We start from the raw sequence: 24,953 nt of genomic DNA, 5'->3' as shown, positions 1-24,953 counted from the left end.
AAGTGCGGGGCTTCTTCAGAAGGTGAGGAACGTGTTCGGCTTTACCCTCCTGGACATCATCCTGGTCCTGGTGCTGATTGGTTACCTTGTTGCAGGCCTGCGCAACGGATTCCTGGTCACACTCGGCGGGATCATCGGTTTCGGCGCCGGTGCAGTCGCAGCTTTCTTCGCCATACCGCTGGTCAGTACCTGGGTGCCCGACGACGCCTGGCGGCTCGCCGCTGTCATCGCCACGGCGCTGCTGCTGGTCGTCATTGGCCAGGCCCTCGGTTCGGGGCTGGGCAGGGCACTCAGCAGCCGTAACGGGTCCGGGCCAGTCCGCGTGATTGACCGCCTGCTTGGTGGAGCCACCAACGTTGTGGTGGCAGCGCTTGTGACTGCCATGCTGGCGTTCAGCATCAGCACCATGGGCGTGCCGTTCCTCTCGCAGTCGATCGCCTCGTCCCGGGTGATCAGCGGCATCGACAATCTGACGCCGTCACCCGTGCGGGCGTGGATGGCGCAGATCCGTTCCATCGCGATCGCGGACGGCATACCCACGCTGCTGGAGGGAGTTGCCCCGGCAACGCCGGCGCCGGTCCCTGACGCATCCGTTGATACCCCGGAGCTTGCCGCGGCGTCGCAATCGGTACTGCGCATCGCGGGTACCGCCTTTCAGTGTGGTCAGAACCAGACCGGGTCCGGCTTCGTCGTCGCGCCGGGGCGGGTGGTAACCAACGCGCACGTTGTTGCAGGCGTGAACCAACCGGTCGTGGAAGCGCCGGGCGGTAGCGCCACGCCAGGCCGCGTTGTGTACTTCGATCCGGTTCGGGACATTGCCGTCATCGCAGTTGATGGACTCGACCGCGCGCCGTTGCCGCTGGGTGAGGGGCTTGAGATCGGGGACACCGCAGCGTTTGCCGGGTACCCCGCCGGCGGACCATTCCAGATCCAGCCCGCAAGCATCCAGAACCGGTCCGATGTCCTGGTGGAGAACATCTACGGCGCGGACCCAACCGCCGTCAACGTCTACACGCTCGCCGCTAACGTGCAGCAGGGAAACTCCGGCGGTCCGTTGCTTGATATGCAGGGGCAAGTTGCGGGCGTCGTCTTCGCCAAATCCACGGCCGACATCCCGGTGGGCTACGCCCTCAGCCTTGAGGAACTCCGACCGGTCGCTGAGAGTGCGCCGACCCTGAATGAAACCGTTTCCGCCGGGCAGTGCACCAACCGTTAGGGACCGGTCGGCCTGCGTAACCAAATCGTGATGGCAAGCTGTCAGGAAATACTGCACGGAGGGGTCTGGAGAGTTAGGCTCGTCACACAAGGTCACACGGCTTGCTGTGGGTCTTGTGGGCACAGTGACGTGTCCTTTCGAGTAACAGATCATCAGGAGCCCTAATGTTCACAAGCAAATCTGCGCGCGCGGCGCATCCCAAAAGGACTCGCGCCGCCGCCATCACTGCTGGTGCCGCGATCAGCGCGCTGCTGCTCAGTGGCTGTGTCCAGAGTCAGCGCGAGGAAGACGGCGGAGCCGGAGCGAACGGCGACGTGGATTCCACGTTCGTCTTCGCGGCGTCCTCGGACCCGGCATCGCTTGACCCGGCATTCGCCAGTGACGGCGAGTCCTTCCGTGTGAGCCGCCAGATCTTCGAAGGCCTTGTGGGCGTTGAGCCCGGCACCGCGGACCCGGCCCCGCTCCTCGCGGAGTCCTGGGAAACGTCGGAGGACGGCCTGTCCTACACCTTCGCTCTGAAGGAAGGCGTGACGTTCCACGACGGCACGGACTTCAACGCTGAAGCTGTCTGCTTCAACTTCGACCGCTGGTACAACTTCACCGGCCTCGCGCAGGCGCCGTCGGTCTCCTACTACTACAACAACCTCTTCCGTGGCTTTGCTGACTCGCCCGATGCAGCTGTCTATGAGTCCTGCGAGGTGAACGGCGACCTGGAAGCCACCGTCACGCTGGCCAAGCCGTTCGCAGGATTCATCCCCGCGCTGTCCCTGCCCGCCTTCGCGATGCAGAGCCCTACTGCGCTGCAGGAGTTCAACGCTGACGAGATCGGCGGTTCCTCCGAAGCACCGCAGCTCAGCGAGTACGCGCAGGGCCACCCGGTAGGCACCGGTCCGTTCAAGTTCGACTCCTGGAACGTGGGCGAGGACCTGACGGTTTCCGCGTACGAGGAGTACTGGGGCGAGCAGGGCGATGTCCAGCAGGTCATCTTCCGCATCATCAGCGACCCGCAGGCACGCACCCAGGCGCTGCAGGCCGGCACCATCGACGGCTTCGACCTCGTTTCCCCGGCAGACATTCCGACGCTCGAGGAGGAAGGGTTCATGATCGTTCCACGCGATCCGTTCACGATCCTCTACCTCGGCATCAACCACAAGGTTGAGGAACTGAGCGACCCGTTGGTGCGCGAGGCCATCCACCACGCCATCGACAAGCAGGCACTGATCGACCAGACCCTGCCTGCCGGAACACAGCTCGCAACCCAGTTCATCCCGGAGGTAGTGGACGGCTACAACGAAGACGTCACCACCTACGAATATGATCCGGATCGTGCACGTGAGCTCCTCGCTGAGGCAGGCTACCCGGACGGCTTCGAGCTTCAGTTCAACTACCCGACTGACGTCTCCCGCCCCTACATGCCCACCCCGGAGCAGGTCTTCACCAACATCAGCGCACAGCTGGGTGAAGTCGGCATCACTGTTACCCCGGCACCCGATGTATGGACCCCGGATTACCTGGACCGTATCCAGGGCACCGAGAACCACGGAATCCACCTCCTGGGCTGGACCGGCGACTACAACGACACCGATAACTTCATCGGCGTCTTCTTCGGACAGGAGAAGCCGGAATTCGGCTTCGACAACCCCGAGCTGTTCGGTGCGCTCAGCGAAGCACGCGGCATGACCGACCGCGAGGAGCAGACTGCCCTCTACGAGGACATCAACGAGCAGATCGCCCAGTTCAACCCGGCGATTCCTCTGGCGCACCCCGCGCCGTCGTTGGCTTTCGTGGAACGGGTCGAGTCCTACCCCGCGAGTCCGGTCAATGACGAAGTCTTCAACCTGATCGAACTCAGCGAGTAATAACACTGGCGGAGGGACCATGCCACTTGGGTCCCTCCGCTTTTGTTTGCCTTGCAACGGATCATTGAGAGGACACTGTGCTTCGCGTTATCGGTAAACGTCTTGCCCTGCTGATACCCACCCTTTTCGGCCTGTCCGTCCTGCTGTTCCTGTGGGTGCGGAGCCTGCCCGGCGGGCCGGCCACAGCCCTGCTGGGCGAGCGCGCCACCCCTGAGGCGGTGGCGCGCGTCAACGAACTGTACGGCTTCGACGAGCCGATTCTGCTGCAGTACTTCACCTACATGGGAAAGCTGCTGCAGGGCGACTTCGGGACCTCGATCATCACGGGCAGGCCGGTCCTGGAGGAGTTCGCCACCCGGTTCCCGGCCACCATCGAACTGAGCATCGTGGCGCTGATCTTCGCGATCGGCGTCGGCATCCCGCTGGGGTACATGGCTGCCCGCCACTATGGGCGCTTCGTGGATCACGGCTCGGTTGTGCTGAGCCTGATTGGCATCACCATCCCGGTGTTCTTCCTGGCCTTCATTCTGAAGTACCTGTTCGCCATCCAGTGGCCCATTCTCCCGCCGGACGGCAGGCAGAACCCACGGATCGACGCCACCCACGTCACGGACTTCTATGTGCTGGACGGCATTCTCACGGGAGAGTACGACGCCGCGTGGGACGCCTTCCTGCACCTGATCCTGCCTGGACTGGCGTTGGGAACCATCCCGCTGGCCATCATCGTTCGCATCACCCGCGCCTCGGTCCTGGAAGTCCAGAACGCGGACTACGTCCGCACTGCACGGGCCAAGGGCCTGATGGAGAAGACCATTCGCGGACGGTTCATCCTGCGCAACGCCATGCTGCCCGTGGTCACGACCATCGGCCTGCAGACGGGCCTGCTGATCTCGGGTGCCGTCCTGACGGAGACGGTGTTCGCGTTCAACGGCATCGGCAGCTTCCTCCGCGATGCGATCTTCGAACTGGATTACCCGGTCCTGCAGGGCTTCATCATATTCATCGCGATCCTGTACGCACTGATCAACCTCATCGTTGACGTCTCGTACACGATCATCGACCCGAGGGTGCGTGTGCAATGAGTACCGTTTTGCCTCCCGCCGCGGGCGGGCCCGATTCACCGACCACCGAACCGACCCTCGCCGAAGGCGGCGGGACCGGCCTCTGGAAGGACGCGTTCCGCAGGCTCCGCAGGAACCCGCAGGCGATTGCCGGCGTCGTCATCATTGGCCTGTTCCTGCTGGTGGCGGCTCTGGCACCAATCCTGGCGCCTTACGGCGGCGAGGAACTGCCGGGCCGCACCGAAATCACGCCGACCAACATCCCGGGGCCGGGCGAGCTGCCCGAGTACCCGCTGGGCCTCGACCGCTTCGGTGGGGACGTGCTCAGCAAGCTGATCTGGGGTGCGCAGGCATCACTCATGATCGGCGTGATCTCGACCGCGATCGGCCTGGTGGGCGGTATGCTCCTGGGGCTGCTGGCCGGCGGACTCGGTGGCTGGGTGGACAGCGTGATCATGCGGTTCGTGGACATCCTGCTCTCGGTTCCCAACCTGCTGCTCGCGGTGAGCATCGCGGCGATTCTCGGCCAGGGACCATACGCGGTGATGATCGCTATCGGTGCCTCACAGCTACCGATCTTCGCGCGGCTGCTCCGTTCCTCGATGCTGTCCCAGCGCGGGTCGGACTATATCCTCGCTGCGCAGACGCTGGGGTTGAGCCGGCGCACCATCACGATGAGCCACCTGCTGCCCAACAGTGTGGGGCCGGTCATTGTGCAGGCAACGCTGTCGTTGGCAACCGCTGTCATCGACGCCGCGGCGCTGTCCTTCCTCGGGCTCGGCGGCGGGCTGCCGCAGACCGCCGAGTGGGGCCGCATGCTCACCTACGCGCAGCGCGAGCTGGCATCGGATCCGTACCTGGCGTTCCTGCCCGGCGCGTGCATCGCCATCACGGCCCTCGGATTCACCCTGCTGGGCGAATCCCTCCGCGAGGCGCTGGACCCGAAGACCCGGCGAAAGTAGCGCTGAGAGTACGACGACGGCCGGTCACCTTCCCAGTGGAGGCGGCCGGCCGTCGTCGTCGCACTTTCGGGAGGATTCGTGCAGCTGAGGCGACTTACGACGCCGGGAAGCCGCCACAGGTGCACGAAAGTTCCGGAGGAATCAGGCGATGTTGAGTTCGTTCCCCGGAATCGACGCGAGGAGCTTGCGCGTGTAGGGGTGGCGCGCGTTCTGGAAGACTTCCTCGGAGCTCGCGGCCTCGACCAGCTCGCCGTCCTTCATCACACAGACGTAGTCGGAGATGAGGCGGACGACCGCTAGGTCGTGGGAGATGAAGAGGTAGCTCAGGCCCAGTTCGGACTGGAGGTCGCCGAGGAGCCGCAGGATCTGCGCCTGGACCAAAACATCGAGCGCGGAGACCGGCTCATCGCAGATGATCAGCTCTGGTTTCAGCGCGAGCGCACGGGCAATGGCGACGCGCTGGCGCTGCCCGCCGGAGAGCTCCGAGGGGTACCTGCGCAGCGCGTTGTGGGGGAGCGCGACCTGGTCCATGAGCTCCCGTACCCGTGCCGCGCGTTCCTTCTTGGAGCCGCGCTTATAGGCATTCAGCGGCTCCTCCACGATGCGCTCGATGGTAAACATCGGATTCAGCGACGAGTACGGGTCCTGGAAGACGGGCTGCACCCGCTGCCGGAAGTCGTCAAGCTGCGCCTTGTCGAGGTTGGCAACGTCCATGCCATCGAACGTCATGGTGCCCGACGTCGGTTCGATGAGCTTCAGGAGCATCCGCGCCGTGGTCGTCTTGCCAGAACCGGATTCACCCACGATCGCAACAGTCTGCCCGCGCGGGATGTCCAGCGTGACGTTCTTCGCCGCGTAGAAGTCCTCGGAGCTGCCGCGCCGCTTGTAGATCTTGGTGAGGTCGCGGATCTCCACGATGTTGTCGGTCGGGGCTGCCTCGGTTGCCGAGTCCGGCTCGGCCTGGTGCTCCTCGAAGGCGGCCTGCGCGACCGAGGCGCGCTTGGCGGCGTCGTCGTGATAGGCACCCGGACGCAGACGGACGGCGGCGACACTGGGGGCCGCGCGGACGAGGGACTGCGTGTACGGATGCTTGGGATCGTTCAGGAGCTGGGCGGCGGGGCCCGTTTCCACCACACGGCCGCGGTGCATCACCACCAGTTCCGAAGCGCGCTCGGCCGCGAGCCCGAGGTCGTGGGTGATGAGCAGCACGGAGGTGCCGAGCTGTTCGGTCATCGTGTCGATCTGGTCCAGGATGGTGCGCTGGACGGTGACGTCGAGGGCACTGGTGGGCTCGTCCGCGATCAGCAGCCGCGGGCGGCACGCGAGGCCGATCGCGATCAGTGCGCGCTGGCGCATGCCGCCGGAGAACTCGTGCGGGTACTGCTTGGCGCGGTCACCGGCATCCGGCAGGCCGGCAGCGGAGAGCACCTCAATGACGCGTTCCTTGACGTTCTTCTTGTCCGCGAGGCCGTGGACAAGAAGCGTCTCGGCTACCTGGGTGCCGATCTTGGCCACCGGGTTCAGGTTGGACATGGGATCTTGGGGCACCAGTCCGATAGCGCGGCCGCGGATCTTGCGCATCGCGTGTTCCGGGAGGGGAACCAGATCGCGTCCCTCGAACATGATGCTGCCGCTGGTGACCCGCCCGTTGCCGGGAAGAAGGCCGATGCACGCCATTGCCGTGGTCGACTTACCCGAACCTGATTCGCCCACGATCGCGAGGGTCTTCCCGCGGTGGAGGGTGAAGGTGGCGTCCTCGACGGCGGAAACCTCGCCGTACGTGGTGCGGAAGCTGACCGCGAGGTTCTTCACTTCGAGCATGGGTGCGCTGTTCGCTTCATCGACTGCGTTGTCGATAGAGGTGATTTCCGTCATAGACCTATCGTCCCTCATAACCGCCGTGCAGCTTGTCATCCCGGGTGAGTTTCCGCACGAGATGGTCGACTGCCAGCCGGTAGCCATCCACCCCGGCGCCCACGATCACCGCGTCAACAACCGCAGACAGATAGGAGTGGTGCCGAAACTCCTCCCGCTGGTGCACGTTGCTGATGTGGACCTCAACGGCGGGCAGCCCCACGCCGGCAATGGCATCCCGCAGCGCGATCGACGTATGCGTGTACGCACCCGCATTGATCACAATGCCGTCTGCCGTCTCCGCTGCGGCATGGATGGCGTCCACCAGCTCGCCCTCATGGTTGGACTGGCTGCACGCAACCCCCCAGCCATGCGCCCCGGCGGCGGAGGCGCAGAGCTGCTCAATGTCGTCGAGCGTGTGCGAGCCGTAGACGCCCGGCTCGCGGGTGCCGAGCAGATTCAGGTTGGGGCCGTTGAGGATCAGCAGGTTGGTGGTTGCCATGGCTTAACTATGCCGTACCGCCACCCGTCGCCGGACGGCCGAAGCGGGCTGCCGCCGTCGCGCCCGCAACGGTAATCAGGCTCATGATCGCCAGTACAACGCCGGGGTGCCACCACGCGCCCATCGTCGCGGCGCCGAACGCCTGGGTGATCGACGGTGCGAAGCCCGCGACGATGGCGGCGAGGCTGTAGGCGAAGGACAGCGCGGTGAAGCTGGTGCTCGGTTCGAAGAGGTCCGCCATGAGTCCGCCGAGCGCCGCCCACGCCGCCGTCGGAAGGATTCCGCCCAGCAGGATTGCCGTAACGTACAGTGGCGCGTCCGCGATGCTGATGACCCAGTAAAGCGGGAACGCGATAATCGCGGTACCTATCGCACCGCCCAGGACCACCCTCGCCGATCCGATGCGGGTGGCGAGCCAGCCGAAGGCGGGGATGGTGACGAGCTGCAGCAATGAACCGACCAGTGCGGCGTTCAGTACCGTCGCTTCCGACAGTCCGAGCCGCTCCGTACCGTAGGCCTGGGTGTAGGACACCATGAGGAAGTAGGAGCCAATGCCGAGAACGGCCGAAGCAGTCGCGACGACGACGGCGGCCGGCTGGGACCGCAGCACGCTCACCAGTGGGATGCGCACCTTTTCGGTGCTACGGAAGACCGGCGTCTCGTCGATCGCAAGCCGCAGGTAGAGGGCGACCGCGAGGAACGGGAACGCGAGCAGGAAAGGAATGCGCCAGCCCCAGGTGGTCATGATGTCGCCGGGGACCAACTGCGTGAGGGCAAGGAACACCGCCGAGATGAGCAGTGTCCCGACTGGGGAGCCGAGTTGCGGGACGGCCGCGTACAGTGCACGGCGGCGAGGGCTGGCGTGCTCGGTGGCGATGAGGATTGATCCGCCCCATTCGCCGCCGAGTGAGAGGCCCTGCAGGAGGCGCAGGAGCGTGAGGATAATCGGAGCCCACACGCCGATCACGGAGTAGTCCGGCAGCAGGCCAACGGCGCCCGTTGCCAGGCCCATGAGCAGGATGGTCCAGATGAGGGTCTTCTTGCGGCCGATCCGGTCGCCGAGGTGGCCGAAGAGGATGGCGCCGAGCGGGCGCGCGACGAATCCCATCGCGAACACCAGGAACGCGGACAGTGTGCCCGCCAACGGGTCCTGCGAGGTGAAGAACACCTGGTTGAAGACCAGGGCGGCCGCGGTGCCGAAGACGTAGAAGTCGTACGATTCCAGCGCTGTGCCTACAAACGAGGCGGCCGCAGTCTTCCGCGCCATTGACGGGCGCGTGGCGGGCGATGATGGGGGAGCGGTTGAGGTGGACACGGTTCAGAATTGTCCTCGCCGCGCGTTCACCGGCGCCACACTTCCCGATCAACGTCACAGGGCAGGTAGACCCAGCTCACACGCGTGCCGTACGGTTGCCGCCGCGGGGCGGCAACCGTACGGGAACGTTACTTACGGAGCGAGGCCGCGATCTGCTGCATGATCGTCGGATCGGACAGTGTCGTCGCGTCGCCGACCTCGCGCCCCTCGGCGACGTCCTTCAGGAGTCGGCGCATGATCTTGCCGGAGCGGGTCTTCGGCAATTCCGGGACCACCAGGATGTTGCGCGGTTTGGCGATCGGGCCGATCTCCTTGCCGACGTGGTTGCGCAGGGTGGTGACGACGTCGTCGTCCTGGGCTGCAGACCCGCGCAGGATCACGAACGCAACCACCGCTTCGCCCGTGGTCTCATCCGTAGCGCCGACGACGGCGGCCTCCGCCACGGACGGATGGCTCACCAGGGCGGACTCGATCTCTGTGGTGGACAGGCGGTGCCCGGAGACGTTCATGACGTCGTCCACCCGGCCGAGCAGCCAGATGTCGCCGTCCTCGTCGCGCTTGGCGCCGTCGCCGGCGAAGTACATGTTCTCGAACCGGGACCAGTAGGTCTCCTTGAACCGCTCCGGATCACCCCAGATGCCGCGGAGCATGGACGGCCAGGGTTCGCGGACCACGAGGTAGCCGCCGGATCCGTTGGGAACGGACTTGCCCATCTCGTCAACCACGTCGACGGCGATACCCGGCATCGCGACTTGGGCCGAGCCGGGCTTGCATGCGGTCACGCCGGGCAGCGGCGAAATCATGTGCGCGCCGGTCTCGGTCTGCCACCAGGTGTCGACGATCGGAGCGTTGTTGCCGCCGATAACTTCCCGGTACCACATCCAGGCCTCGGGATTGATGGGTTCTCCCACCGATCCGAGGACGCGGATGGAGGAGAGGTCGAACTTCTTCGGGATGTCGCGGCCCCACTTCATGAAGGTCCGGATTGCCGTGGGTGCGGTGTACAGGATGGAGACCTTGTACTTCTCCACCAGTTCCCACCAGCGGCCCTGGTGCGGGGTGTCCGGCGTGCCCTCGTACATCAGCTGCGTGGCGCCGTTAACCAGGGGCGAATAGGCAACGTAGCTGTGGCCCGTGACCCAGCCGATGTCCGCGGTACACCAGAAGACATCGCTTTCGGGGTGCAGGTCGAAGGTGTATTTCTGGGTGAACGCGGTCTGGGTCAGGAAACCGCCGGTTGTGTGCAGAATGCCCTTCGGCTTACCGGTGGTTCCAGAGGTGTAGAGGATGAACAGCGGGTGTTCGGAGTCGTGGCCCTCCGCCGTATGTTCTTCGCTGGCCGGCCCGACGACGTCGTCCCACCAGACGTCCAGGCCCTCGGTCCATTCAACCGGCTCGCCGTTGCGCTTGACCACCACAACGTTCTCAACGGTGTGACCCGGGCGCTCAAGGGCGCCGTCGACCGCTGGCTTGAGGGAGCTCGGCTTGCCGCGACGGTAGGTACCGTCCGAGGTGACAACGAGCTTCGCCTCGGCGTCGTCAATACGGCTGCGCAGGGCGTCCGCCGAGAAGCCGCCGAATACCACGGAGTGCACGGCGCCGATCCGGGCGCACGCGAGCATGGTGATGACGGCTTCCGGAATCATCGGGAGGTACACGGCCACGCGGTCCCCCTTGGAGACACCGAGGGACTCGAAGGCGTTGGCCGCCTTCTTGACCGCGGTGGTCAGCTCCGCGTAGGTGTAGCTCCGTGTGTCACCGGGCTCGCCCTCGAAGTGGATGGCAACGCGGTCACCGCGCCCTTCCTCGACATGCCGGTCCAGCGCGTTGTAGGCGGCGTTGACCTTGCCGCCGACGAACCACTTCGCAAAGGGCGCCTCGGACCAGTCCAGTGCTTGTGTGAAGTCCTCGTGCCATGTGAGAAGGTCCCGTGCCTGCATGGCCCAGAATTCGGGGCCGTCCTTGCCTGCTTCGTACAGGTCAGCTTTTCCTATCGCCTGCGCGCCAAAAGTCTCGCTCGGCGGGAACCTGCGCTCCTCGTGGAGCAGATTTTCAAACGCGTCACCCGCATGGGTCTGAGTGTTTTCAGGCATTGTGAACCCCTTCGGCCAGTGAAATGCATGAACGAAGTCGAACAGACGGATCGACCCGCATGCTTGTGCTGCATCCCACACTAATGCGGCACCGGCCCCAAGTGTGTGCCTCCCGTCACAAGGCAGATGCGAAAGGCAATGTTTCTGCGATAAGCGGCATGGACGGGCGTTCGCGTGCAGCATCATTGGTAGTGAACGAAGTTGGCGTTGACTAGGGTGGTCAGAGAATCTGCCTCAGGCTCAACGCCTTCGGCACCCTACGCTGCGGCTTTGCGCCGCAGCAGGCGAAGCTGCTTTGAAATGGAGTCCCGACATGACCGAACCACGCCAGTACGACGGCGGCGCAGGCACCGCGCAGAACGCGCCAAAGCCGCACTACGGCCAGTCCTCAAACCCATCCGCTGCATCGTCCGCTTCTTCGGCACACACGGGCAGTGAAGCCGTGGCCGGCCCGTTCACCCTGAGGGAGACGGTAATCGGTGTTTCGGTGCTGGTGATGTTCATCGGCACCATCCTTCCGTTTGTGGAGGGCGTCAATCTGTGGATGACGTTCTCGCTGTTCTTCCTGGGTATCGGAATCCTCCTGCCCATTGCGGCGCTCGGTCTGCTTGTAGGACGCCGGATGGGTTCGAAGAACCTGCGGGTGGGTTCGCTGTCGGTGGACCAGTTCGCTTCGGTTGCGGCTGCCTTTGCCTCGGCCTTCTTCTTCCTGCAGACGGTTACCACCTTCGGCATCGGCCAGTTCATTGCGCTGTTAGGCTCTGTAGCGTTCCTCCTGGCCACGGTCGGCGGACCACACCTGGGTATTTTCAAGACCGATTTCACTGGCCGCCCTTCATCGTCGGCGCATCTCATTGCCCGCGAGGCGTTGCCTGTACGACCAAGAGCACCAAAGCCCGTTCCCGCGGAACAGGTTGGCCAGTGGCAGGGACCTTCCACCGGATCGGCGGGCGTACCTACCCCTGGGGCCGGCGCGTCCGGTGGACCCAGCAGCGCCGGGTATTCAGCCGGCTACGCCGTGGCCGGTTACGCCGCCGGCCAGCACCAGAACGGACCGCAGCCCGCTCCGGGTGCACAGCAGCAGCAGAATCCGCAGCAGCCGGCATTCGGGGAGCCCGCTGAAGCAGCGCAATCCGGTCCGGCGTCGTCCGTTTCCGCGGCCGAATCACGCCCCGTCGAAGCTGGACCTGATCAGCAGCCCGCACCGGATAGCATCCCGGAACGCCAGGATGAGACGGCAGCTCCTTCCGAAGTCTCCTCTTCCGATGACGGATCGTCTGACAGGAGTGAGCAGGAGCCGAACGCTTCAGAGGAGGGCCCTGCATCGCCTCCCGGGGAACCGGCCGCGCCGGCGCCCACCATGGCCCACCCGAAGATCGAGAGCGCGCACACAACGAGCGGTGCGACGCAGCAAGGCTCGGGCCAGGGGAACGGCCCGGCGGATTCCCAGTCGCATCCCCGCACCGAATCGATCTCGGCAACGCGCGAGGCCGACGATGATGAGCCCATGGTCGAAGCGTTCTGGTTCGCAGTAGGTACGCCGCGGTCGGTGGTCGATGAGCAGTCAGGAGCACAGTTGTTCGTGCTTCAGCCGGGTGACTGGGAAGTGGGCATCGAAGACCGCGGCCATGAGTTCCTCGTGCAGGACAAGCGCACAGGACGCATCGGAGTCATGCGCGATCTCCGCAACATCGAACGGGCGCCGCGCGAAGCGTAGGCAGTCGTTGACGGAATCGCCCTAGCAGCGGTGGGAGCAAACAGGAGGCGCAGGATATGGCCCAGATGCAAGGGTCACCAATAGCTCTGAAGCGCCGTGCCCGACGCATTCATCGTGAGCTTGCTGAGCTGTATCCCTACGCGGTTGCGGAACTGGATTTTCGCAACCCGTTCGAATTGCTTGTCGCAACGGTGCTTTCCGCGCAGACAACCGATGTGCGGGTGAACCTGACAACGCCTGCACTGTTTGCGCGCTATCCCGATGCACGTTCCCTGGCTGAGGCCCAGGAAGATGAGCTTCAGGAAATGATTCGGCCCACCGGATTCTTCCGAGCCAAGGCGAGAAGCCTGCTTGCACTGTCTACGCGGATAGTCGACGACTTCGACGGCGAGGTGCCCGGCCACCTCAAGGATCTGGTGACGCTGCCCGGTGTCGGCCGCAAGACGGCCAACGTGGTGCTCGGGAACGCATTCGGGATACCCGGCATCACGGTGGATACCCACTTCGGCCGTCTTTCGAGGCGCTTCGGTTGGACCACCGAAGAAGACCCGGTCAAAGTGGAGTCCGATGTCGCGGATCTTTTCGAACGCAAGGACTGGACCATGTTGTGCCACCGTGTGATTTTTCATGGTCGGCGGGTGTGCCATGCAAAGAAGCCGGCGTGCGGCGCCTGCCCCCTGGTGGCCATCTGTCCGTCGTACGGCGAAGGCGAAGTGGATCCGGACAAGGCAGCGAAGCTCCTCAAGTATGAACTGGCACCTGGCCGGGAAGAGTTACGCTCACGCATGCTCGAGGGCGCCTCCAGGACGGAGCTTCAGGCCGCCGGATACAGCTTGAGCGCATGAGCGCTTACGGCGAACTTCGCGGTTTCGCGAAGCGTTCCGAGGCGATCGGGCCGGGGGCACACTTCCGTGAGTCCTGGCAATGGCGGGGCATTGACCTGGCCGTGGCCCGGCCTGCTGCCGTGCTGATTCTGTTCGGGCAGCTGGATGACAAGCCCTCCAAGGTGCACTCCGAGGTCGTTCCGGATGAGCTCGACCTGCTATTCGTTACCCGGGCGGGTACGCTCCGAAACCATCCGGGCCAGGTTGCCTTTCCTGGCGGAAAGATCGACGCAGACGACGCCGGGCCCTGCGCTGCGGCGCTTCGCGAAGCGGAGGAAGAAACGGGCCTTGACCCGTCGGGTGTGGAGATCCTGGGGGAGCTCCCCGAAGTGGGATTGCCCGTCAGCAATTTCCTGGTCACTCCCGTGCTGGCCTGGTGGAGGTCCCCTACGCCCATACGGGTAGTGGATCAGGCGGAGTCTGCCCATGTTTTTCGCGCGCCGGTTGCAGATCTTCTTTCCGCCGAGGCGCGTTTCACCGCGGTCGTCCGGCGCGGGAACCGCTCGCACCGCACTCCGGCCTTCGACGTGGACGGCGTTACGATCTGGGGCTTCACTGGGCTGCTGCTTGCCCGGCTCTTTGACGGCTTGGGGTGGTCTGGACCGTGGGATGAGTCGAGGGAGCGCGATGCACCTCTGTGAGGCGCGGCGGCCACCGGACGGCCTGTTGTTGGGGCTGCGCGAGCCGACCGGGCGATCGGACCAGGCTGGAAGGATTGGAGAGCCTGTCCACTACACCGTTCGCCGTGTCGATGCGTTCCTGCGCCGCCCTGGACCAGGTCACCACCTTGAAGAAGCCACTTTGTGATCCTTGGCCGTGTATGTCCCTGACCGTTGCGGTGACTTTCTGCAACGCGGGGATGGTGCGGGTGTTCGCGGACAGAGCCCCCAGAACCATACTGCCGCCTTTCTCGCGGATAAAACTGCTTCCCTTCCCAAGGAGGTAGGCACGCGGGCCTCCGCTCACCATGGTTGCGGTTTCGTCCAGCGCGGTCCCGGCCAAACGGAATCCCGGCCGCTTGAGGACGGTGGCGGCCGGAGAGAGAAAAACGGATCCTCGCCTGATAGCACCAAGGATTGCCGTGTCAGCCATACGCGCGGCAGTTGTGGCGTCGTTCAGGGTGCGCGTAGCCGCGAGGCGGAACTGGCCGGAAGCGCTCAGCCTGGATGTCAGCCGGGAGATGGGCGTGATGAGGTGCTGGAGCGGTTTGGCTCCCAGAGCCCGCAGGCCGAGGTTGGACAAAATGCCGGTTACCCGCAGGACCATAAAGTTGGTGCGTATCGCACCCAGAGCGGCTCCAACCGCGGATGCGCCACCGAGTGTGACCAGACTGGCTACGGCACTCAGACCGAACGCAAGGGCACAGTCGCGGGCGAACGCTGTGCATTCGGTCATCAATTCCTCATGGGCGCTCTCGACGCTGGTGGCATAGTCCCGGCAGGCCCGTGCCAGTTCCCGCGCTGCCTCGCCTGCCTCGCCGGCTGCCCCTTCGGTAACAGCGGAACGTTCCGACAATAGATCCAGATCGGCTGAGACGAGCCCTGCGACCGAGGCACGCACCTGTCCCAGAGCCGTAATCCTCGTCAAGTCGATCTGATCCGCCAGGACGGACCAGGCGTCAGCCGCCGCACGCAGAGTTGCAGGATCGCCGTTTGGCCAGACGACCCCCGCGATTCCGGCGACGATGTCCCAGCCCTCGGGAAGGAAGCCCGGATTGCCTCCAGTCGCCGCAGGCAGGCTCAGCGACAGACACTGATCCGGGATGTCCGCCGGCGGCGGGGTGATCAGTGGGCTGGTCCCAAGTGATGCGACGTGCTCGGCGCTGCTATAACCCTCGGCTGCCAGTATCAGGGCCAAGGAGGTATCGGAACAGGCAGTGGAGAGCCCGTGCAGCGCCGTCAGACTCTCGCGTGCGGCAGGCTCATAGGCGGAGGCCCAACCAACCCCGGAGGTGTCCCACCCCGCCATGCCGACCGAGGCGCCGAGATTGCCCGCAGCCGCTGCGCCCGCCTCGTAGAGTTGGCGGGCGGACGAAGCTGCGCACCGCGCCGCGGCCGCGTACTGGTCAGTGTGTATGGTCAGGATCGTCACGGTGTCCCCTCGTAGCAGGCCTTCCCTGCGACGATACGGGGGCAGGACGCTGGCCCACCACGGCCGGCATTGAAATGTGGATAAACCCGCTCGACTACTCCTGCACAGGCGCTATTTCGCTTGAGCGTAGCTATCCACCGTGACAATGTTCACCGGAAACTCAACGGGAATCTCCCCGAACATCAACTTCGCCGCGGCGCGTGCGGCGTCGGCTACGACCGCCCCGACACCGGCCGCGAGCTCTTCGGGAGCGTGCAGCATGACCTCGTCGTGGAGAAAGAACACAACCTCCGCCCGGGTGAGACCGAGCGTATCCGCACGCAACCGGCGTCGTAATTCAGCAAGCCAGCACAGTGCCCACTCAGCCGCCGTCGCCTGGACCACGAAGTTGCGCGTGAACCGGCCGCGGGAGCGGGCGAGTGAGTCCGCGCGCTGTTGTTCGGCCGCAGTGTTGGTCCGCTGGGAGGAAATCCAGCGTTCCGAAGGCGGCGGACAGCCGCGTCCCAGAAAACTCGCGACGACGCCGCCCGCCTCACCCGTGCGTGCCGCCGCCTCGACAACCGAGATCGCCTGCGGATACGTGCGTGTGAGCTGGGGCATGAGCCGGCCCGACTCGCCCGTGGTGGCTCCATACATGGCACCGAGCATCGCGATCTTGGCTTTGGATCGGTCACCGCCAAACCCCTGGTCCGCGATGCCCTGATACAGGTCCAGTCCCCGCCCGGCGGCGGCGAGGGCTGTGTCCCGGCCCAGCGCCGCGAGGACCCGTGGTTCGAGCTGGGCGGCATCGGCGACAATGAGCACGTACCCTGGATCCGGACGGACCGCATCACGCACCTGGTGCGGGACCTGCAGGGCGCCCCCGCCACGCGACGCCCACCGTCCCGACATGCTGCCGCCCACAACGTATTCGGGACGAAAACGGCCATCCCTAATCCAGGTATCCAGCCACGTCCAGCCGTTCGCCGTCAGGAGCCTGCTGAGCTTCTTGTACCGCAGAAGGGGCGCAATCGCCGGATGCTTCTGGCGTTCGAGTTCCCATGACCTCGTCGAAGTAACTTCAATTCCAGCTCGATGCAGGGCACGCAACAGTTCCTGCGGGGAGTCTGGGTTGAACTTCGGATTGCCGAGGGTCGCTCGTAGTTCGTTGGCGAGGTTTTCAAGCTCCGCCGGACGGTGCCCCTCCCGTGGACGTGGTCCCAGCTGGGCCTCAAGCAGCGCGTCATGGAGGTCGGCGCGCCACGGGATCCCGTGGAATTCCATTTCGGCCGCGATGAGAGCGCCGGCTGATTCGGCGGCGAGCAGAAGCCCCAGCCGGCCCGGATGAGTGGACTTGGCGAGCGAGTCCTGCTGGTCCCCGAACTCGCGGGCGACGTCGTCGACGCTCGGACCGATGTTGGCTGATTCAGTCTCGAACAGGCTGCCCTGCAGCGGCGACGGCGCCGCAGCGGGGATCGCTCGCGGGAGGGCGGCGTCCTCGGTTTCGGCGGGGCGGGACTGTAATCCGCGACCGTATTCAGTATCAGCACAGAACGGGGAATGGCGCATGATCTCCCGGCTGAGCGCTACGTCTTGACACCGCTCAACCGACACCCCGGACCTCAGCAACGATGGATACCACGACCGCGTGCTGTCCCACACCCAGCGCGTGCCGGGCTTTTCCATCCGCCGCACCGTGCTGCTGAGCTCATCCGCGCCAACGACGACGACGTCGCCCGCCTGGGTGCCGGAAGAATCCACCGGGAGGAAGGCAACCTGCGCACCGTCCCTGCCGTTGATGCGTTGCGCGCTCGATGGCGGCGCAAGGACGATGTACACGTTTCCATTCTTGCGTACGCGCCGAGTCCGACTACTCCTGCACTTTCACTGAAGTTATCCACATAGGCACGATTTACCAATTCTCGCGGGTCTTTGTGGCGCAGGCTGGCTGCATGTCTTCGTGGATACCTTCCCCCGAGGCCGGCGCCGTGGTGCTGGTCGCCTCCTCCCAGCAGATCCGGGATGAGGTCACGCGCGTAGCAGTCGCAGCCGGTCTGGACCTGGCGCTCGCCGGAACGGTAACGGAGGCGCTGGGGCTGCGCCCCGCCGTCGTGCTCCTGGATGCAGGCAATGCACACCATGCGGTGACCGGGAGCGACATGGTGGTGGTGGGGTTGGAAGGGGAGGAATCACAGGCGTGGGCGGCGGCAACGCGCTGCGGTGCGGACAGGGTGGCGGTTCTGCCGCAGGCTTCGGGTTGGTTGGCCGAACACCTTGGCAAACTGCAGCGTGCGCGGGACCACGGAACGGTTCTCGGTGTGCTGGGCGCGGTCGGTGGAGCAGGTGCAAGTTCTGTGAGCTGCTGGCTTGCGGCCGGCGCGGCTGCGAGCGGTATGCGCACTCTCCTGGTTGACGGGGACCCGCTGGGCGGCGGCCTGGAGGTGACGCTGGGAAGTGAACTTCTGCCCGGGGTGCGCTGGCCCGATCTCGGGGAGGTACGCGGAACACTGAATCCCGACCAGCTCATTGATGCCTTACCGTCCCTGGATGGACTCGCGCTGTTGTCGATGGGCACCGAGCCTCCCAACCCGGGCATCCTCGGAACACCGGCAGTGGCCCCGGTGATGCAAGCTGCGAGGGCAGCATTCGATCTCGCCGTGGTCGACGCCGCACGCGGCTGGTCCGCAGACGGCTCACTGCTTCCATACTGCGACAGCGTTCTACTGGTGGTGCCAGGCCGCGTCCGGGCAGTCTCCGCGGCGCGGGCCACTGTGGCTCAGCTGCAACCCCTCGCGGTGAGAGTCGTGGTGCGGGGACCGCTGGGACCGGATCTCGATCCGCGCCGCGTGGCCGATGCGGTGGGAGTGCCCAGCGCCGGCTACCTTCCGCACCTACGGGGGGCAAGTGCGGCGGAGAACCAGGGCCGCATCCTTGAGCTGGCGCGTCACCGATCTGTTCGTTCCTTCGGCAAGTCAGTACTCAGCACTGTGCTGCCCGGGACTTCACCGGCGGTGGCATGAGTTCCCAGTTTCGGCCCCGCCGGATCGCGCAGTCCCTGCCCGACGACGCCTCGATGGTTGCGCAGGTGCGCGAGGCTGTCATCGGTGATGCCGCGCCGGTTACCGGAGCAAGTCTTGCTGCAGCGGTGCAGTCCACCGGACGCCTGCTCGGCTCTGAGGGAACATTCCGCACACTTGACCGGGTACGGGCCGAATTGCAGGGGCTGGGTCCGCTGCAGCGCTACGCCGAGGATCCGGCCGTGACGGACATCCTGGTCAATGGCCCGGGTGCGGTCTGGGTCGACGACGGCGGCGGGCTGCGGCGCACGGACCAGATTTTCGTGAACGAGTCCGAAGTGCGAAGCCTTGCTGCACGCTTGGTCGCCGCCGGTGGACGCCGCCTGGATGACGGGAATCCCTGTGTCGACGTGCGTCTGGACCGTTTCCGGGTCCACGCCGTACTGCCGCCGCTGTCCACCTCGGGAACACTACTCTCGATCCGCATTCAGCGGCAGTGCAACTTCTCGCTCGCCGATCTCGAGTCAGCAGGAACGGTGGACTCGGAGATGTCAGCCGCGTTGCGCTGCATTGTCGACCGGCGCCTGAACTTCCTGATCAGCGGGGCAACCGGAACCGGCAAGACCACCCTGCTCTCGGCACTGCTTTCCCTGAGTAGCCCGGACGAGCGGTTGGTGACGGTGGAGGACTCCGCTGAGCTCAGTCCCGCCCATCCACACGTGATCGGTTTGGAAAGCCGCCACGGAAATCTGGAAGGCAGCGGCGCAGTGAATCTGGCGGAACTCGTCCGCCAGGCACTTCGCATGCGTCCTGATCGGCTGATCGTCGGTGAGTGCCGCGGCGCAGAGGTGAGGGAACTCCTCGCGGCCATGAACACAGGACACGACGGCGCGGGCGGAACCATCCACGCGAACTCGGCGTCGAGTGTCCCTGCGCGACTGTCTGCCCTGGGGGCTTTGGCCGGGATGGAAGCGGGCGCTCTTGCCCTGCAGGCGGCGAATGCGCTCGACGTCGTCATCCATGTTGTGCGTACCGGAGGTGGGCGGGTGGTTTCGGAGATCGGGGTGATCGACATGACCGCAGCCGGAGAGCTGATCGTGCGTCCGGCGCTGACATGGAACGGTCCGAACTCGGTGCAGGGGCCCGCCTGGGAGGGATTGGTTGAGTTGTTCGAACACCGGATGCTGAAGTGACCGGCGGACTGATAGCCGCACTGTTGTTCGCGGTGTGCTGGGTGATCGGGTTGCCGCGGCGTCCGGCGGCGGTCCGGCCGAAGCAGACACTCGTCTTCAAGGCATTCCTGCCCGTCAAACGACAAGTGTTGGATCCGCATGAGGTGCCGCTGTTCGTTCACCAACTGGCGGGCCTACTTCAGGCAGGGCGGTCACCCCTTCAACTGTGGAATGACGCACAAGAGGCGCACGGAAATATCCCGGACCCAGTCTTCTCCACCCTCGCACGTCCCGTTCTCCGGTCAGCGCATCAAGCCGCTGTCCTGGGGATGAGCGTGCCTGAGGTCCTGAGGGAGAACGCGTCCCGTACCAGGCATCCTGGACTCCGTGTGCTGTGGCAGGACCTGGCGGCATGCCTTGAGGTCTCCGAGCGCAGCGGGGCGCCGCTGACAGTGGTGCTGACACGCTACGCGGTGCAGTGCGAATCTCAACTCGATTCCGATGCCGCGCGGCAAACAGCGCTCGCCGGTCCAAAGGCCACCGTCCGGTTGCTCTCCTGGTTGCCGATCTTCGGGATGGGGCTGGCATACCTGATCGGTGTGGACCCGCTCTCGGTACTCCTGGGGTCCACCGCGGGGGTCGCCGCGCTGTTCGCAGGCCTCGTGCTCATGGCTGCCGGGAGAATCTGGTCCGGCAAGCTCGTTCGAACGGCGGCGGAGGAGCATTCATGACCGGCATACTTGTCGCAGTCCTGCTGTGGCTGAGCTGCTGGCTCCTGCACAAGTCACCACCGCGTAATGGCGCGGGGACAGACTGGGGACGGCGAGAGATCGCGTCTGCGTCTGTGATGGGACGCACGCCCCGTGCTGGAACCGCTCGGACGGCCCGTTCACCGTCTCGGTCCGACGCGGCAAGTGATGCGCCCACACTGCAAGGAGAGGGCATTGAGGACGCCGCACTCATGATGGACCTGATGGCGTCGATGCTTGCAGCAGGAGCGTCGATTGACCGTGGACTCACTATTCTGGCTCGTTCTGCTTCACCGCCCGTTGCACAAGCACTCACGGCGGTTGTTACGGCGCTCGATCTCGGGGCGCCGTGGGAGGTGGCGTGGGCAGGGGCGTCCCGGGCAGGGCCGGGGGGATCAGAGGCACCTTCCAATGAACCTGTTGCCGAGCTGGGGCGTGCCCTGCGTTTCGCCGGAACCACGGGAGCTCCCTCTGCCGCGATTATGAATGCTCACGCTGCACAGTACAGGCGCCGCCGCAACCGTGAAGCTGAGCGACGGGCAGCGGCACTCGGCGTGAAACTGGTGATTCCGCTGGGGCTGTGTTCATTGCCGGCGTTCGTGTGCCTCGGGGTCATCCCAATACTGGTGGGGCTGTTTCCCGCCTTCAATTGACCGGGCAGGTCCGCACTACCTCTCCACACTTCGCGGAAGTTACTGAACTTATCCACTTAGTAGCGATGTTCCGTTCGGAGCTGCACTGATCGCGAAACACTCGAATTGTCGCTGAAACGGCTCAGCCGTTGTTCAGGGACTCATCACAGAATGCAGATCGAAACAGATTCAAAAGGAGCAATCATGGCAATTCCCACCCCTACAACGAACGTCGATCACGGCGGCCCTGAGAAGCGGCTCGGCAACCAGGAGAAGCTTGCGTCGGTAACGCCGCTTCGACCCGGCGTAACCGTACCCAGCAAGGACAGGCGGCGCTTTGCCCTCATGCGATCAGAGGATGGCTTGGCAACCGCCGAGTACGCCATCGCGACATTGGCTGCGGTAGGTTTCGCTGCCCTTCTGGTGGCCGTGCTCTCAAGCGGTGAGATCAGAGGCATGCTGATGTCACTGATTACCTCCGCTCTCAGCTTCGGCTAGGGAGAGATGGTTCGGAGCGGCTTCGGCGGCAGGCGTGTACCGCGAACCGGCGATGCCGGAGCGGTTACGGCGGAAGTAGCGGTGGCGCTGCCTGCGGTGGTTGCACTGATAGCTGTCGTGCTGGCAGCTGCGTCGGTGGGACTGACTCAGCTCCGGATCGAGGAGGCTGCGAGGGCCGGCGCACGCGAGATCATGCGCGGAGAGTCTCCAGAAGTGGTGGACGCTACTATCCGACGCATTGCGGGGGACGGCACCCAACTGGCAGTCGAGTCAAGCGGCTCTTTCTCGTCGGTTGTGGTGTCAACCACGGTGGATGCCCCTGTCCTGAACCTCTTCGAGCTGGACCTCTCGGCCCGCGCCTATGCCACTCCGGAGGCCCCGTGAAAGACACCAGGTCTTTTCAGCATCGGCCAACAGGTAAGGGTACGGCGGAAATTGCGGGCAGGTACAGGACAACCGGCACATCGGTGGCAACCGGGAAGGGAGCGGCACTGGGTAGGAGGACCAGAACCCTCGAGGCAGAGGCAGAGGCAGAAGCAGAAGCAGAGGCAGAATCAGAGGCGGGCGCGGGCACCGTACTCATGGCCGCTGTGGGAATGAGCGCGCTGCTGCTCCTCGCAATCGTGATCCTGTTTGCGCAGGCATCCGTGGCCGCATCCCGGGCTGCCACCGCGGCGGACCTGTCCGCGCTTGCCGCCGCTGACACCGCAAGAGGCCTCCGGAGCGGGGTCCCCTGCGAGGTTGCTGCGGAGGTTGCAGGCCGACACGGTGCGCGGCTCACTGCCTGCGTACTTCAGGGTGAAGCTGAACACATAGTTGAGGTCGCCACAGCGGTGGAGTCAGCTCCGATACTGCCTTCAGCGGAAGGCCGGGCGAGAGCCGGCCCGCCACCGGAACCGACCAGCCGCTGACAGTAGCCGGTGAATCGCAGCCGGAGATTCCGGTCGGCTGCAGGAAACAAATCAACCGAAAGGAGCTATCACGTACGCGCATCGGTGCTGGTTGGCGCAGGTTCACCGTTCGGAGCCTGCGCCAGCAACACCTGCAGTAGGGTCAAGGCGCCACTCTTGCTCAGCGGGTTGTTCCGGTTGCCGCACTTCGGTGACTGCACGCAGGACGGGCAGCCGGCAGGGCATTCGCAGGACCGGATCGCATCGGCAGTCGCGCTCAGCCAGGTCTTCGCCGCCTCGAAGCCCCGTTCGGCGAAGCCGGCACCACCCGGATGTCCGTCGTACACAAAGATCGTGGGCAGACCAGTATCAGCATGTAAAGCGGTCGAAACGCCGCCAATATCCCAGCGGTCACTCGAAGCCACCAGGGGAAGGAGCCCGATGGCCGCATGTTCGGCAGCGTGCAGGGCACCAGGAAGATCTGTCGTTGTCAGTCCCGCGCGTTCAAGCAGTTGGTTGTCGCACTCGAACCAGACGCTCTTGGTGAACAGGTCCCGGGCCCCGAGATCCAGCGGTTCCTCGCCGAGGATCTCGTTGGATACGAAAGCCTTCCGCTGGAACGAAACCACCTGGGTGGTGACTTTCACTTCCCCGAAGCAGACACCGATCGGCCCCCAGGGCTCGTTCCGGTGCTCTGCGATTACCTCAATCTGGGTAACGTCACGAGCCTGCGTGTAGTAGTCCGGATTGGACCGCGTCACCATGGCGCAGTGGTCCTGCTCGTTCAGTTCGTCCACCACATAGCTTTGTCCCTGGTGAACGTACACCGCGCCCGTGTGGGCTTGATAGTGGCTCTGCGGCGAATCCATGGTGCCAAGGACGGTGCCGGTTTCGCTTTCGATGATGTTGATCGGACCGCCGCCGTCCGCCCGCAGGTTCACCATGCCCGCCGCACTCTGCGGGTGGGTCCAGAACCATCCGGCGGGCCTGTTTCGCAGCAGACCCTGGTCAACAAGCTGGTCGCACAGCTCCCTCGCGGTTTCGCCGAACATGGGTAGATCGTCGACCGTCAACGGTAGTTCGGCCGCCGCTGCGCACAGATGCGGACCGAGCACGTAGGGGTTGGAAGGATCGAACACCGTCGCCTCCACACCGACGTCGAACACCGCCTCCGGATGGTGCACCAGGTAGGTGTCAAGCGGGTCATCGCTGGCAACGAAAGCAGCAAGCGCGTCCTGCCCGGACCGCCCGGCACGCCCGATCTGCTGAAGCAACGACGCACGGGTCCCAGGCCACCCTGCCACGAGCACTGCGTCGAGTCCGGAGATGTCAATACCGAGTTCCAGTGCGGAGGTGCTTGCGACACCCAGCAGCCGGCCCGAGCGCAACGCCGATTCAAGCTCACGGCGCTCCTCAGGCAGATAGCCCGAGCGGTAGGCCGCAACACGCGAAGGCAGGCCCGGATCAACCTCGCTCAGCAGACGCTTGGTGTTCGCGGCGATACTTTCCGCTCCACGACGCGACTTGATGAATGCGATCGTCCGGACCTGTGCGGACACGAGGTTGGTCAGCAGATCCGAGGTTTCGGCGATGACGGTCCGCCGCTGCCGGGCACCGTTCTCGCCTCGCAGGTCCGTGAGCTGCGGTTCCCAGAAAGCCACCGTGGTGGATCCATGCGGCGAAGTGTCCTCGGTGAAAGCGGTGACCGGTGCCCCAATCAGCTTCCCAAACGATTGTGCGGGCGCTGCTGAGGTTGCTGACGCGCCGATGAACACCGGATCCGCGCCGTAGGATGCGCACACGCGGCGCAGCCTCCGCAACAGGTTGGCAACGTGGGATCCGAAGACGCCGCGGTAGCTGTGTGCCTCGTCCACGATCACATAGGCCAGCCGCCGGAAGAACCGGGCCCACCAGGCGTGGTTGGGGAGGATGCCGTAGTGCAGCATGTCAGGGTTGGCGAGCACCAGATTGGCGTGGTCCCGGATCCAGCGCCGGGCACCGGAGTCGGTGTCGCCGTCGTACGTGTCGGCACGGACCGTAGGCAGACCCAGGGCATTGATGGCCGAAAGCTGGTCGGCCGCGAGCGCCTTAGTGGGGGAAAGATACAGTGCGACGGCGCCGGTCGGCTCAAGCGAAACCTGCCCCGAAAGGCCCGCGCGATGAATCTCGTCGAGCACCGGAAGCTGATAACTGAGCGACTTACCGGATGCCGTCCCGGTCGCCACCACCACATTTGAGCCGCTGTGCGCGGCATCGGCCGCTTCAACCTGGTGCTTCCACGGTTCGGCGATTCCCAACCCCTGGTATGCCGCTACAACGTCCGGGTGTACCCAGTCCGGCCACGGACTGTGAACAGCATCCCGCGCAGGCAGCTCGCGCACATGGACCAACTGCTCAGGATCCACGCCGCCGAGCAGCGGAATCAGGGAATCATGGGCAGGCACCTAGCCATCTTGTCACTT

At 65.0% G+C, this 24,953-nt stretch carries 21 protein-coding genes; 14 read left to right on the top strand and 7 right to left on the bottom strand.

Going from position 1 to position 24,953, the window contains the following annotated elements:
• Positions 1 to 31: 31 nt before the first annotated feature.
• The 4 genes from BJ994_RS12615 to BJ994_RS12600 all read left to right on the top strand — a co-directional run bounded on the left by BJ994_RS12615 (position 32) and on the right by BJ994_RS12600 (position 5,098).
• Positions 32 to 1,216, top strand: a complete 1,185-nt coding sequence (locus BJ994_RS12615) for a MarP family serine protease (protein ID WP_167994610.1) — start codon at positions 32 to 34, stop codon at positions 1,214 to 1,216.
• 164 nt (positions 1,217 to 1,380) lie between these two features.
• Positions 1,381 to 3,075, top strand: coding sequence for an ABC transporter substrate-binding protein (locus BJ994_RS12610; RefSeq protein ID WP_167994608.1), 1,695 nt, complete (start codon positions 1,381 to 1,383; stop codon positions 3,073 to 3,075).
• Positions 3,076 to 3,152: 77 nt separating this feature from the next.
• The gene (locus BJ994_RS12605) at positions 3,153 to 4,157 is read left to right on the top strand and encodes an ABC transporter permease subunit (protein ID WP_167994606.1); all 1,005 of its coding nucleotides are present in this window, start codon (positions 3,153 to 3,155) and stop codon (positions 4,155 to 4,157) included.
• Positions 4,154 to 5,098, top strand: coding sequence for an ABC transporter permease (locus tag BJ994_RS12600; RefSeq protein WP_167994604.1), 945 nt, complete (start codon positions 4,154 to 4,156; stop codon positions 5,096 to 5,098). Before BJ994_RS12605 ends, BJ994_RS12600 begins: the two co-directional genes overlap by 4 nt.
• Before the next feature lie 141 nt (positions 5,099 to 5,239).
• Here BJ994_RS12600 and BJ994_RS12595 read toward each other — a convergent pair whose 3' ends face one another.
• From BJ994_RS12595 to acs, 4 genes are all read right to left on the bottom strand, one after another.
• A complete protein-coding gene (locus tag BJ994_RS12595) occupies positions 5,240 to 6,973 on the bottom strand; it encodes a dipeptide ABC transporter ATP-binding protein (protein WP_167994602.1) in 1,734 nt (577 codons plus the stop codon).
• Between the two features lie 4 nt (positions 6,974 to 6,977).
• On the bottom strand, positions 6,978 to 7,454 hold the full coding sequence (gene aroQ, locus BJ994_RS12590; protein ID WP_167994600.1) for a type II 3-dehydroquinate dehydratase: 477 nt from the start codon (positions 7,452 to 7,454) through the stop codon (positions 6,978 to 6,980).
• A gap of 7 nt (positions 7,455 to 7,461) precedes the next feature.
• Positions 7,462 to 8,769, bottom strand: a complete 1,308-nt coding sequence (locus BJ994_RS12585) for an MFS transporter (protein WP_167994598.1) — start codon at positions 8,767 to 8,769, stop codon at positions 7,462 to 7,464.
• A gap of 128 nt (positions 8,770 to 8,897) precedes the next feature.
• Entirely contained in the window at positions 8,898 to 10,862 is a 1,965-nt protein-coding gene (gene acs / locus BJ994_RS12580; protein ID WP_167994596.1) for an acetate--CoA ligase, read from the bottom strand.
• A 313-nt stretch (positions 10,863 to 11,175) separates the two neighbouring features.
• Between acs and BJ994_RS12575 the strand changes: the two genes are divergently transcribed.
• Genes BJ994_RS12575 through BJ994_RS12565 form a run of 3 tightly spaced genes read left to right on the top strand, consistent with a single transcriptional unit; the run spans position 11,176 to position 14,104 of the window.
• Positions 11,176 to 12,579: a hypothetical protein gene (locus BJ994_RS12575; protein ID WP_167994594.1), complete on the top strand. Its 1,404-nt coding sequence runs from the start codon at positions 11,176 to 11,178 to the stop codon at positions 12,577 to 12,579.
• A 56-nt stretch (positions 12,580 to 12,635) separates the two neighbouring features.
• Positions 12,636 to 13,424 (top strand): endonuclease III, encoded by a 789-nt coding sequence (gene nth / locus BJ994_RS12570; RefSeq protein ID WP_167994592.1) that lies wholly within the window; start codon positions 12,636 to 12,638, stop codon positions 13,422 to 13,424.
• Positions 13,421 to 14,104, top strand: a complete 684-nt coding sequence (locus BJ994_RS12565) for an NUDIX hydrolase (protein ID WP_167994590.1) — start codon at positions 13,421 to 13,423, stop codon at positions 14,102 to 14,104. Before nth ends, BJ994_RS12565 begins: the two co-directional genes overlap by 4 nt.
• Here the strand turns inward: BJ994_RS12565 and BJ994_RS12560 are convergent.
• Both BJ994_RS12560 and BJ994_RS12555 read right to left on the bottom strand, forming a co-directional pair.
• Positions 14,016 to 15,554 (bottom strand): WXG100-like domain-containing protein, encoded by a 1,539-nt coding sequence (locus tag BJ994_RS12560; RefSeq protein ID WP_167994588.1) that lies wholly within the window; start codon positions 15,552 to 15,554, stop codon positions 14,016 to 14,018. The two genes, BJ994_RS12565 and BJ994_RS12560, sit on opposite strands and share 89 nt — an antisense overlap.
• Positions 15,555 to 15,665: 111 nt before the next feature.
• Positions 15,666 to 17,372: a bifunctional 3'-5' exonuclease/DNA polymerase gene (locus tag BJ994_RS12555; protein WP_425339386.1), complete on the bottom strand. Its 1,707-nt coding sequence runs from the start codon at positions 17,370 to 17,372 to the stop codon at positions 15,666 to 15,668.
• Positions 17,373 to 17,485: 113 nt separating this feature from the next.
• On the opposite strand from BJ994_RS12555, the gene ssd reads away from it, so the two are divergent.
• From ssd to BJ994_RS12520, 7 genes are all read left to right on the top strand, one after another.
• A complete protein-coding gene (ssd, locus tag BJ994_RS12550) occupies positions 17,486 to 18,553 on the top strand; it encodes a septum site-determining protein Ssd (protein WP_167994587.1) in 1,068 nt (355 codons plus the stop codon).
• The gene (locus BJ994_RS12545) at positions 18,550 to 19,743 is read left to right on the top strand and encodes a TadA family conjugal transfer-associated ATPase (protein WP_245192290.1); all 1,194 of its coding nucleotides are present in this window, start codon (positions 18,550 to 18,552) and stop codon (positions 19,741 to 19,743) included. The genes ssd and BJ994_RS12545 overlap by 4 nt, the downstream gene beginning before the upstream one ends.
• Positions 19,740 to 20,453 (top strand): type II secretion system F family protein, encoded by a 714-nt coding sequence (locus BJ994_RS12540; protein ID WP_342450373.1) that lies wholly within the window; start codon positions 19,740 to 19,742, stop codon positions 20,451 to 20,453. Before BJ994_RS12545 ends, BJ994_RS12540 begins: the two co-directional genes overlap by 4 nt.
• The gene (locus BJ994_RS12535; protein ID WP_167994586.1) at positions 20,450 to 21,124 is read left to right on the top strand and encodes a type II secretion system F family protein; all 675 of its coding nucleotides are present in this window, start codon (positions 20,450 to 20,452) and stop codon (positions 21,122 to 21,124) included. The genes BJ994_RS12540 and BJ994_RS12535 overlap by 4 nt, the downstream gene beginning before the upstream one ends.
• A gap of 183 nt (positions 21,125 to 21,307) precedes the next feature.
• Positions 21,308 to 21,601 carry a DUF4244 domain-containing protein gene (locus tag BJ994_RS18190; protein ID WP_245192289.1) on the top strand — a complete coding sequence of 98 codons (294 nt, stop codon included), beginning with the start codon at positions 21,308 to 21,310 and terminating at the stop codon, positions 21,599 to 21,601.
• Between the two features lie 6 nt (positions 21,602 to 21,607).
• Positions 21,608 to 21,985, top strand: a complete 378-nt coding sequence (locus tag BJ994_RS12525; protein WP_167994585.1) for a TadE family type IV pilus minor pilin — start codon at positions 21,608 to 21,610, stop codon at positions 21,983 to 21,985.
• Positions 21,986 to 22,068: 83 nt separating this feature from the next.
• Positions 22,069 to 22,512, top strand: coding sequence for an Rv3654c family TadE-like protein (locus tag BJ994_RS12520; protein ID WP_342450372.1), 444 nt, complete (start codon positions 22,069 to 22,071; stop codon positions 22,510 to 22,512).
• Between the two features lie 68 nt (positions 22,513 to 22,580).
• Here BJ994_RS12520 and BJ994_RS12515 read toward each other — a convergent pair whose 3' ends face one another.
• On the bottom strand, positions 22,581 to 24,935 hold the full coding sequence (locus BJ994_RS12515) for a DEAD/DEAH box helicase (RefSeq protein ID WP_167994584.1): 2,355 nt from the start codon (positions 24,933 to 24,935) through the stop codon (positions 22,581 to 22,583).
• Positions 24,936 to 24,953 lie beyond the last annotated feature (18 nt).

This window comes from Arthrobacter pigmenti, assembly GCF_011927905.1.
GTDB lineage: Bacteria > Actinomycetota > Actinomycetes > Actinomycetales > Micrococcaceae > Arthrobacter_D > Arthrobacter_D pigmenti.
The sequence above is the reverse complement of the archived record's forward strand: the minus strand, read 5'-3'. Positions and strand labels throughout refer to the sequence as shown.